The organism is Methylobacterium oxalidis (assembly GCF_007992195.1).
Classification (GTDB): Bacteria; Pseudomonadota; Alphaproteobacteria; order Rhizobiales; family Beijerinckiaceae; genus Methylobacterium; species Methylobacterium oxalidis.
Genome location: NZ_BJZU01000176.1, coordinates 1 through 9,058 on the forward strand (window position 1 = coordinate 1; position 9,058 = coordinate 9,058).

Below are 9,058 nucleotides of genomic sequence, written 5' to 3' on the forward strand. Positions count from 1 at the left end.
GCTTCGGAACACCAAGGATCACAATCTCGCAGTGGAACGCGATGGTCAGCGCGCACCAGTCACCGCGGTCCGCGTTTGTTGCTGACGTTGATCAGAAGTGGGTGGTTGCGGAGGGGTGGCGCACGGGCATGAGGTCGATTGTGGAGTGCCTCGTCGCGTTTGCAATTTTGCTTGCCCTCGTGGTGGCGTCTTACACCCCGGCGCTCGGCCGCATCGAAGAATTTGCGCAGCAAACGCGGCGCGCTGAGGTGCTCCGGACGGTCGAAGGGAGGGGCGGCGAGGCCGTGACCACCCTGTAACGCGCCTTGCGGCACCATAGGTGCAGAGCAGGCGTGGGCCCTGCAGGACGCAGGAACACCCTCTCCACGCCGTTGATCGGGCCACGTGACGGAGGCACAGGATGGTGGTACAAGGAATTTGGGTTGGCAGTTCGCAAGTTGTTGATTTTGCTTACATAACGTTGTGAAACGCCCAGTCCTTTCCTGGGCACCAATGCTTCCGTAAGGCATTGATCTGCCGCCACATTTTTTGAAAGGCGCGACGCATCTGCCGGTGGCGTCGGACGTCGGTTGGCTTTCCCTATCTCCGAAATCAGCACTTGGGCCGGTGCGCCAACAGGCAAGCCTCAGCGCTCGAGCCGGCTGCGCCGCTCAAGGAAGCCGAAGCGGCCGATGGCTCGCTGTAGGCGTGGCTTAGCGGGCGATCTCACGCATAGCTCGTCTTCTGCTTCTTCAGCGGAACGAGAGACATCTCCTGCACCTCGACCCCGTTCTCCGCGCGGCGGTAGCGGACTGTCAGCTCGACCAGGTCGCCGTCAGGAATCCCACACACGTCCAGGGCCTCGATAAGACTGTTCCGCAGGTGCTGCGCCGAGCGCAGTGACTTCGCCTTGTTCTCAGCCATGGTTCACGGCCTCCATGTTCGGGATGCGATCACCTGCTCCGCTGCGAGAATCACCGCGGTCACGGCATCATGCATCTGGTTGGCGAGACCGTGAAGGAGCGCCGCCGGCTCGACTCGGCCTGATCGGAGCCGCTGCGTCGCAGCGCGACGTTCCGCGCCGTGTCGGCTTGGGGGTAGCCTGTGTCCCGCTCACAGCATCGTGGCTTCGACGACACGCAGATCGACTCATGCGTCCGTGTGTTCCTGCCGGCACAGCTTCCGCCCTGAACGTTGAAGTAGGGTGAGGGGTAAGCTTAGGGATCGTAAAGGGCGCACGATGCCGGGTCTGACCCAGGAAGCCTTCGCACACGTACTTCAAGCGGCATGGATGTACGCTCAGGAGGAGCGTGAACGGGCCGGTACGATCATCGAACTGCGACTCACGACGCTCGGGCTGACGGCGTTTCGTGCGGACGCCGCCTGCACACGGGCCGCAACAGCCTCTTGGAGCGAGCTCGCCGGGTCCGACGACCTCGCCAGACTGTTCACGAAGTTGATCCGGCAGGTCGCCGAGGCGGCAAGCCCCGAGCCCGTGGCGGCGGATACAGCCGGAGCAATGGCAGCCTGAGCTGACCACCCATCCCGGCGCAGGCGGAGCTACCGCGCGCCGGCGTTCGGCAGGAGAACGGCCTGCCCCATCACGCGTCGGAACGCTTCCGCGAGCCGGATCCCGGGCACCTTCGTGGCACGATCGTGTTCGGCCGGCCACGCTGCCGCGGGGCGGGGCCGGATCATCAACCTGTGCCGTTCGTTGATCTCTGTGAGGTGCGGAGAGCGGACGATGACCCCAGCCACGATCGCCATGAACAACGAAGCGGTTCGGCTCGGGTCCGAGCGCCTCTTGAGGCAGTTGCGCGCGGAGGGCTTGCACTACCGCCTCTGGGTGACCGGAACGGCGAGCGGCAGCACCGTGCACATGCGGATTCCTGAACTGGCGCCGGAGATGCGTGACCGCATCCTGCGCGTATTGCAGGGGCGTGGAGTCCGCCTCGATATCGAGGATGCGCAGATCGTCCGATGAATGTGCGCGTCGATCCGTGAGTTCAGGTCACATCGAACCAAGCGACGTCCGCATCCCCGGTCGAATAAGGTCTCGACGAGAGCAAGCCGCCGAGCGGGCGGAGGGCGTGTGAGCCCCCCACATGGATGTTGAACGAGGCGACGCGTCCCGCCTCCTCACGGCACCTCTGGGAGTCGCGTGCGATGGATTGGCGAGCGATGTTCGTGCCGTAGCACGCGCTCCTGGAGATCGTTCTGCGCGGCTCAGTCATGTACCTCGCGCTGTTCCTCATCATGCGGTTCGTCATGAAGCGGCAGGCCGGCGCCTTCGGCCTCGCGGACCTTCTCGTCGTCGTCCTGATCGCGGACGTGTCCCAGAATGCATTCGCGCACGAGTAAAAATCCCTGACGGAAGGGCTTCTGCTCGTCCTGACGATCGTGTTCTGGAATTACGCCATCGACTGGCTGGGCTTCCGCGTCCCGGCCTTCGAGCGCTTCATCGTGCCGAAACGGCTGAAGCTCGTGATGAACGGCGAGATCTGCTGGGTGAACCTGCGCAGCAACATGATCACGCATGCAGAGCTGATGAGCCAGCTGCGCCAGCAAGGCATCGACGATCCGGCCGACGTGAGGGAAGCTTCCCTGGAGGGCGATGGCCGGATCAGCGTCATCGCCGCGGAAGAGGCTGCGCCGCGGAGCCCGGACGACCGGATCAAGGGGACCCGTTGAGACACTCTCGCGCGGTCTGCCGAGCTCCGCCTGACGGACGCCGGAACGCAGTTCCCGTCCGGCTGTTTCTCCTGGCATTCATCAGGAGGACCACCATGCGGATTGTGGCCAGAGCATCAGCCATCGCGATCATGATGCTGATGAGCGTCGGCGCAGCGGAGGCGAAAGGCTGCATCAAGGGGGCAATCATCGGCGGCATCGCCGGGCACTACCTCGCCGAGCGCGGCGTGGTCGGCGCGGTCGCCGGGTGCTTGGCCGGCCGCGCCCTCGCCAACCGGCGCGCGCGGCGAGACATCGAGTACGGTTCCCGCGTCAAGCCCCGTGATGCCGGCTACGGCCCGGTCCGCCGCGAAGGCCGCCGAGAGTACAGCTACTGAGGCGAGGCCGAGCCGCTCCGCGCGAGCGGCTCGGACCTCCGATATTGGCAGCCGCCGACGCCTCGGCGGCTCCTCGCGTCTCAGGCCGCGGGATGCGGCACGATGCGGATGTACGGCTTCGGTGCCTTCCAGCCATCCGGATAGATCCGGCGCGCTTCCTCGTCCGACACGGAGCCCGCGATGATCACGTCCTCGCCCTGCCTCCAGTTCACGGGCGTCGCCACCCGATGCCGCGCCGTCAGTTGCAGCGAGTCGATCACGCGCAGCACTTCATCGAAGTTGCGGCCTGTCGTCATGGGATAGACGAGTATCAGCTTGATCATCTTGTCCGGCCCGATGACGAACACGTTCCGGACCGTCTGGTTGTCGGCCGGTGTGCGCCCCTCCGATGTGCCCCCCGCAGCGGCCGGCAGCATTCCGTAGAGCTTGGAGATCCTGAGGTCGGCATCGCCGATCATCGGGTAGTTCGGTGCGAATCCTTGTGTCTCTGAGATGTCGTTCAGCCACTGGCTGTGCCGGTCGGCAGGGTCGACACTCAAGCCGATGATCTTCACGCCACGCCTGTCGAACTCGGGCTTGATCCTGGCCATGTAGCCGAGTTCCGTCGTGCAGACGGGCGTGAAATCTTTCGGATGCGAGAAGAGCACGCACCACGCGTCGCCGATCCAGTCGTGAAACCGGATCAGGCCCTGCGTGGTCTCGGCCTCGAAATCCGGCGCCATGTCACCGATCTGAAGAGCCATGAACGCCTCCCGTCGTCGTGCGTTCGAAATGCCCCCGTCACCCAGGTTAATCCCAAGCGGCCGACGATGCCTAGCGCGCGTTGCGGCCGTGCCAGGGCTTTGGTTTCGCGTCTGCGCGATTCCACGATGCGGCCGCATCCCAGGGGTGCCGCGAGCGGTGATTCCGCCGTTTCGCGCAGACATGTCCTCCGGTACGCTGACGGCAGAATTTCGATCATGTTCGCCGGGGAGGCGACGCGCCATGAACCCGAATCGCAAGCTCGCCCGCTTCGCCGCCGACGAGGTGCAGGGCGCCTACCAGATCACGCTCGAGTCCGATGACGGGGAGTCCCTTCAGGTCCTCGCGACCGCGCAGCAGATCGAGGAGTTGATGCGGGATCTCGATGAGCTTCTCGGGCGGGATGCCGAAGGGGAGGACGAGGTCACGGAACGGCTGAGCATGGGCGACGAGTAGGGCTGTCCTCGCGTTCACAGCGAGAGTGCAGCGTCCGGCGCGGCGGCGCCAGCTCGACGTTCTCGGGCACGGAGGAAGGCGATCGTGAGACCGGAGATCGTCAAGAGATCGCAGGTCAGACCGAAGACCGAACCGACGATGAGGTTATGACCGGCCCAGAAGGAGGAGGCGCAGAGGAAAAGGCGGCGCATCGTCTGAGAACCTGCCTGAAGGCGGGCCGCGGTCGCGAGCAACGTGCCCGCACCGGCACAGGCCGAGGCCCAGCCTTCCCAAGTCGCAAGGGTCAGGCACGCCGCCACGAGGCTGCTCGTCACAAAGAGGGGCGCGACCCAGCCGGCGCGCGATGCAGGGCCGATGAACCGCGCCGAGACGAGGCTCTGCAGGACAGCGATGGCGCACATCGCCATGCCGGTTTGCGCCCCGAGATACAGGTAGTGGAGACCGAAGCACGCAGAGCAGGCCGCCGAAGTGAGCAGGATCCAGAACCGCCGCGGCATCATGCCGGCAGCAAAGCCGAGTGAGAGCCCAAGCATTCCGAAGAGATCGAGATGGCTTCTGGCCGCGTTCCACAGGGTCAGAGCATAGTCCGCGGTCATCATGGTCTGCACTCGAGAGGCGCCCGATCGCGCCCGTCCCGACGAATGCGCTATTCCCGCATGGTAACCGGTTGGTTAATGACGAGGCTCTGCCGCTCAAGCGTGGCATGCAAGCCGCAGCCAAGACCATCGCGAGATTGGATCTCGGGATCGAGGCCGACCGAACGGGCGCGCCACACGCGCTTGCCCATTTTCGCCTGTAGACGGTGATGTGCTTTTGCAGGCCGGACTCCGCATTGGAGATGCCGACGATGACCTTATCGGTGGAATGGTGGCGGGATTGCCTCAACCGATTGTCGGGTCGTGATTGACGAGCAGCCAGTGAACCCTGCTGGTCCTGGCATGGGGCGGCACGAGCTTCCTGTTCGCCGGTGGCCAAGCGGCGCAGGAAATCTCCACATCGCCTCGAATGTGGAACAATGCTGCTTGCCGGCTAACGGAACGAGGGCTAAAAGCCCGTCACCCGGACAGAAAAAGGGCCGCCCATTGAGAGCGGCCCGAAGTCTAGGGAGGAAACGCCCAATGAAGGGCCAGCGCGGCGACGCCATCGCCGCGATGTGATTTGCGTGTCCCACGGAACGTCGCGCCGCACAATCATGCGGATGTGTGATCTGGCATACCAAAGCTGCATGGCGGGTCGACACGTCTGGCGAAGCTGTGCGCTGCGCGCTCATCGCCTGGAAGGCGGCCTCAGAAATCGCCCACGCCGTGGAAGATCGGGGCTCGAACACCTGGGCCGGAGCGCTCCGGTGACAGCCATCCGGCAGGGCCGCATCAGCCGCGTCGCGCTCGGTAGAAGCGGTTGATCCGCGTGCTCGTCGGTCAGCGCGACGATGCCCAACCTCCAGCTATCGCGGATGTGCGCCTGCCCGGCCTCAAAGGCTGGACGTGATTGCAGGGTCTTAGCGGCAATCGCACGCAGGAGCCGTTGTCCAGCCAGGATCGGTTGTAAAGAGCGGTCTAACACTCGCCCTGCTGAACCGCAGTGACAGGCCCGGGTCAAACCGCCAGCCATCTTGCTGAAGTCATTGAGGGGATTGGCGCACCCGACACGATTCGAACGTGTGACCTTTGCCTTCGGAGGGCAACGCTCTATCCAGCTGAGCTACGGGTGCTGACCGTGGCGGATTCAGTAGCCGATGCGAAAAACCAATGTAGGTCAATCTGTTACGATCGCTAACGTAGCAGCACGGAGGAAAGGTGCAAGGGGGCTAGGTGCCGTCGATGGAAGGCGTTTGGTGACGCCCGGTGTGACACCAGTGTGACAAGCTTGACCCTGCGTGGGGTGAGGCAAAGCCTTGGTGGCATGAGCGTTTAGCTCCCCATCGGAACCACCCGGCTCGCTCCGGGTATGCCCCGGTATGTTCTTTTTCTTCTCCAATCGGCTTGGGTGCCTCGGCTCGATCCTGTTCTCCGTCCTGCTGACGGCCATTCTGCTCGCCTTCCTACGGATCATCTGAGCACCGCCTGTCACCCTGCTCAGCCACCGGTTCGACCCCCTCTCAGCCAACCTTGACCGTGGGAACCGAATCAGATTGTTCGCTCTTTGTTCTCACAGAGGGTCGAGCCATGGCTGACACGACGAAGAAGCGCACTCCGGGTGATGTGGCAGCTATCGCGGTGGCCTACCTCGCCAAAAGCAGGGGTGACGCCGTGCGAGCCCTTCACGATGCCATCTCTGATGCCTTGGATGACCTCAGTGACGAACGGGATAAGGCCAAGGACCGCCTGATTAGCCACGGGTACGCTCGGTCTGGGCCATACCTGACCCGCCAATGAGGATCCCGGAGCGGCTGAGCCAGTTGGCAGCGGTATCATTGAGGAGGACGGGCGCCTGAGCGTAGCAGCCGTGATGGACGGAGCAACTCTCGCAGGTGATCCGCTGTGTCACCGCCGAGCGATCCCAGCCGCATCCCACTCTCCCGCAGCACTTGGCTTAGCCGATGTAGCTCTGCGAGCCTCATGCCCTCCTCAATGGCGGCCTCTTCGATGGCGCTCCGGTACTCGACCGAGGCTGCTGCTTCTGAGTTGCTGGAGGTGAACGTCGGGCTATTCTTCATCTTGGCACAGAGGCAAACAGGCGAAGTTTTGATTTATACGTAAGCCGCAGTTCAGCTAATCGGCGGTATTGCTAAAGCGTTTTAAGTCTTAGCTCCTATGGCTTTTGCCTCTACCCAACCAATGGCTCCTATTTGTGGTTCCCAGCGATCAGGACAAGTCCGGCAGCTTGGCCGATACATTGCGCCCAAGCATGGAACTGCCCGCCGCGTCAATGCATCATCATCCTCTGCATCTTTGAATCGCAGGCGAGACGATGCGTTCTTCATGGCAACCCATTGACACTGCCCCAGCGAAGGAAGGCGCCAAGGTCCTGCTCTTCGACGGCAGGGATCAGTTCGTAGGTGTCCTCACTCACTACAGCCACAAAGGTCAGTGGCGTCTTTGGACGGGTGAGAAGCCTGTCCCCTGGGACGGCCGAAACCCCACTCATTGGATGCCGCTGGCTGAACCACCGGGAGAGACTGAGCGAGTCGACGCAAGCTCTGACCCTGGCGCGGCAGCAGCCGAACCTTCACCGGGCGAGGATAGCGGCGACGGGCTGGCGGATCATCCGGGCGATGCAATACGCTGATGGGGTTAAATCTTGGAGATAGAGCTAACCACAATGAACTTGCTTAGGCATGGAACTCCAGGTTCGGATGAGCGTAGCTCAACTAAAGCTTCGCCGTTGCCCACCGTGAGTTCAACATGCGTATCCGATCAATCTGGGCGCTCTGCGGTACTCTCGCGGTAGTCGTATCAGCGGATCCGGCTTTAGCAGACGTTCGCATAGCTATAGACAAAAGTAATCAGAGAATGTCTGTGGCTGTTAGCGGGCAAGCACTATACAACTGGCGTGTGTCAACGGGCCTTCCAGGGCATGGAACGCCGAGCGGTACTTTTAGAGTGCTTCGAACTGAACGCATGTACTACTCACGAAAGTACGACAACGCACCTATGCCGAATGCAATATTCTTTACATCGGTCGGTCATGCGATTCATGGGACTAACCATGTGAGACGACTTGGTCGCGCTGCATCGCATGGTTGTGTCCGGCTAGCACCGGGTAATGCCGCCACCCTGTTCGCTCTCGTCAGGGCTGAAGGAACGGCCAATACGCGCATTACCATAGGCGGTAGTATCGAGCCGTTGATCGCAAGCAGGGATAGTGGATTTCATACCGCCCGGACTCGTCGTCAACCTGAGCCGTTCTATTCGAGGCCGGCAGGATTACGAAGCCGAACCTACGGGTTTGAGGATGATTACTACCCGGCTAGAATTCGGCCTTACCGCGACCCTCATGATTACGATATCGATGACCCACTCTTAAATGAGTTTGATTGAGCTCAGTTCGACTTGCGACGAAACCCTCACGCACATACTCGTCTAGCCTCCCCGCCTGCTCACCAAGGCAGCCTCCCCAAAGCCCTTCCCCGTGCTCTCCTGAGGTTGAACGCTGGGTCTTGCCTTGGTGCCGCTGGTGGTCGCGCCCTGGTGAAGGAATGTGGGCAACGAATGGCCACGAGAGCGAGAAGCGCGTCAGCGAAACAGGGGCAGACTGCCGCCCAACACCGCGAGCCCGGCAATGAAAAGCGCCCCAGAGATGCTCTCCAATAGGGCCTCCTGTTCCGAATACCGCAGCGAGACATAAGCCGCACTTGCAGCCAGCGTAAGCAGTGAAGCGACGATCGGCGGAATAACGTTCATATCAGCCCCCATGGCGGAGGTGTTTACACGACTTCGTAGAGCGAACAAGGGGCATATCTGTGTTGCCCCAATGAAGAATGCGTACTTGATCTAAGTTAATCAGTACTAGTAAGCGCTGATCGGACTACCTAGGGTAATGCCTTGGGGTGCGCGGTTGTGATGGATCGCTTGGAGGCTGCTGAACGTTGCTGAGACCCTACGCCCCCGCTCATGCTCCACAGGGTGATCGGAGGTCGGGGAGCGAAGTTCACACGCTGTCGAACGGAGGGGTCTTGTGGCTAACAATCGACAAGGTGCAGCATCTGGCACGGCCGCCGGTCAGAGTGGACGCAACACCCAACAGCAAACAGGCGGTGCGAGTGGAGTCGCTGATCAAGCGCGGGAGACTCTGCGGGACGTGAGGGACAGAGCGTCCGACACCTGGGATGATCTCTCGGAGCAGGGCACGCACTACTACCGCCGCGGGCGTCA

Annotated in this window: 12 protein-coding genes and 1 tRNA gene; 9 read left to right on the forward strand and 4 right to left on the reverse strand. The window is 62.3% G+C overall.

Going from position 1 to position 9,058, the window contains the following annotated elements; all coding sequences use genetic code 11:
• A partial coding sequence (locus MOX02_RS31925) for a hypothetical protein (protein ID WP_210250418.1) occupies nucleotides 1–299 on the forward strand: 299 nt, incomplete at its 5' end.
• 406 nt (nucleotides 300–705) lie between these two features.
• On the opposite strand, the gene MOX02_RS28285 is transcribed toward MOX02_RS31925, so the two are convergent.
• A complete protein-coding gene (locus MOX02_RS28285) occupies nucleotides 706–903 on the reverse strand; it encodes a hypothetical protein (protein WP_147029121.1) in 198 nt (65 codons plus the stop codon).
• 316 nt (nucleotides 904–1,219) lie between these two features.
• Here MOX02_RS28285 and MOX02_RS28290 point away from each other — a divergent pair, with 316 nt between their 5' ends.
• The 5 genes from MOX02_RS28290 to MOX02_RS28305 all read left to right on the forward strand — a co-directional run bounded on the left by MOX02_RS28290 (nucleotide 1,220) and on the right by MOX02_RS28305 (nucleotide 3,047).
• Nucleotides 1,220–1,510 (forward strand): hypothetical protein, encoded by a 291-nt coding sequence (locus tag MOX02_RS28290; RefSeq protein ID WP_147029122.1) that lies wholly within the window; start codon nucleotides 1,220–1,222, stop codon nucleotides 1,508–1,510.
• A 213-nt stretch (nucleotides 1,511–1,723) separates the two neighbouring features.
• Complete coding sequence (locus MOX02_RS28295; RefSeq protein ID WP_147029123.1) at nucleotides 1,724–1,963, forward strand: hypothetical protein; 240 nt, start codon at nucleotides 1,724–1,726, stop codon at nucleotides 1,961–1,963.
• 248 nt (nucleotides 1,964–2,211) lie between these two features.
• The gene (locus tag MOX02_RS32780) at nucleotides 2,212–2,340 is read left to right on the forward strand and encodes a DUF421 domain-containing protein (protein WP_280525367.1); all 129 of its coding nucleotides are present in this window, start codon (nucleotides 2,212–2,214) and stop codon (nucleotides 2,338–2,340) included.
• 39 nt (nucleotides 2,341–2,379) lie between these two features.
• Complete coding sequence (locus MOX02_RS32510) at nucleotides 2,380–2,670, forward strand: DUF421 domain-containing protein (protein ID WP_238180017.1); 291 nt, start codon at nucleotides 2,380–2,382, stop codon at nucleotides 2,668–2,670.
• A 95-nt stretch (nucleotides 2,671–2,765) separates the two neighbouring features.
• Nucleotides 2,766–3,047, forward strand: coding sequence for a hypothetical protein (locus MOX02_RS28305; RefSeq protein WP_147029124.1), 282 nt, complete (start codon nucleotides 2,766–2,768; stop codon nucleotides 3,045–3,047).
• 80 nt (nucleotides 3,048–3,127) lie between these two features.
• On the opposite strand, the gene MOX02_RS28310 is transcribed toward MOX02_RS28305, so the two are convergent.
• A complete protein-coding gene (locus tag MOX02_RS28310; protein ID WP_147029125.1) occupies nucleotides 3,128–3,790 on the reverse strand; it encodes a peroxiredoxin in 663 nt (220 codons plus the stop codon).
• A gap of 241 nt (nucleotides 3,791–4,031) precedes the next feature.
• Here MOX02_RS28310 and MOX02_RS28315 point away from each other — a divergent pair, with 241 nt between their 5' ends.
• Complete coding sequence (locus MOX02_RS28315) at nucleotides 4,032–4,244, forward strand: hypothetical protein (RefSeq protein ID WP_147029126.1); 213 nt, start codon at nucleotides 4,032–4,034, stop codon at nucleotides 4,242–4,244.
• A gap of 14 nt (nucleotides 4,245–4,258) precedes the next feature.
• Here MOX02_RS28315 and MOX02_RS28320 read toward each other — a convergent pair whose 3' ends face one another.
• Together MOX02_RS28320 and MOX02_RS28325 are read right to left on the reverse strand one after the other, a co-directional pair.
• Nucleotides 4,259–4,843 carry a YgjV family protein gene (locus tag MOX02_RS28320; RefSeq protein ID WP_147029127.1) on the reverse strand — a complete coding sequence of 195 codons (585 nt, stop codon included), beginning with the start codon at nucleotides 4,841–4,843 and terminating at the stop codon, nucleotides 4,259–4,261.
• 1,035 nt (nucleotides 4,844–5,878) lie between these two features.
• Nucleotides 5,879–5,955, reverse strand: a tRNA-Arg gene (locus tag MOX02_RS28325).
• 1,199 nt (nucleotides 5,956–7,154) lie between these two features.
• On the opposite strand from MOX02_RS28325, the gene MOX02_RS33055 reads away from it, so the two are divergent.
• Together MOX02_RS33055 and MOX02_RS28335 are read left to right on the forward strand one after the other, a co-directional pair.
• Complete coding sequence (locus MOX02_RS33055; protein WP_350374777.1) at nucleotides 7,155–7,472, forward strand: DUF551 domain-containing protein; 318 nt, start codon at nucleotides 7,155–7,157, stop codon at nucleotides 7,470–7,472.
• A gap of 224 nt (nucleotides 7,473–7,696) precedes the next feature.
• Nucleotides 7,697–8,224: a L,D-transpeptidase gene (locus MOX02_RS28335; protein WP_238180018.1), complete on the forward strand. Its 528-nt coding sequence runs from the start codon at nucleotides 7,697–7,699 to the stop codon at nucleotides 8,222–8,224.
• Nucleotides 8,225–9,058: the final 834 nt, after the last annotated feature.

Bases quoted from the DNA above. Each gene is read 5' to 3' on its own strand.
- MOX02_RS28285 (WP_147029121.1), bottom strand. From the start codon at position 903: ATGGCTGAGAACAAGGCGAAGTCACTGCGCTCGGCGCAGCACCTGCGG.
- MOX02_RS28290 (WP_147029122.1), top strand. From the start codon at position 1,220: ATGCCGGGTCTGACCCAGGAAGCCTTCGCACACGTACTTCAAGCGGCA.
- MOX02_RS28295 (WP_147029123.1), top strand. From the start codon at position 1,724: ATGACCCCAGCCACGATCGCCATGAACAACGAAGCGGTTCGGCTCGGG.
- MOX02_RS32780 (WP_280525367.1), top strand. From the start codon at position 2,212: ATGTACCTCGCGCTGTTCCTCATCATGCGGTTCGTCATGAAGCGGCAG.
- MOX02_RS28305 (WP_147029124.1), top strand. From the start codon at position 2,766: ATGCGGATTGTGGCCAGAGCATCAGCCATCGCGATCATGATGCTGATG.
- MOX02_RS28310 (WP_147029125.1), bottom strand. From the start codon at position 3,790: ATGGCTCTTCAGATCGGTGACATGGCGCCGGATTTCGAGGCCGAGACC.
- MOX02_RS28315 (WP_147029126.1), top strand. From the start codon at position 4,032: ATGAACCCGAATCGCAAGCTCGCCCGCTTCGCCGCCGACGAGGTGCAG.
- MOX02_RS28320 (WP_147029127.1), bottom strand. From the start codon at position 4,843: ATGATGACCGCGGACTATGCTCTGACCCTGTGGAACGCGGCCAGAAGC.
- MOX02_RS33055 (WP_350374777.1), top strand. From the start codon at position 7,155: ATGCGTTCTTCATGGCAACCCATTGACACTGCCCCAGCGAAGGAAGGC.
- MOX02_RS28335 (WP_238180018.1), top strand. From the start codon at position 7,697: ATGTCTGTGGCTGTTAGCGGGCAAGCACTATACAACTGGCGTGTGTCA.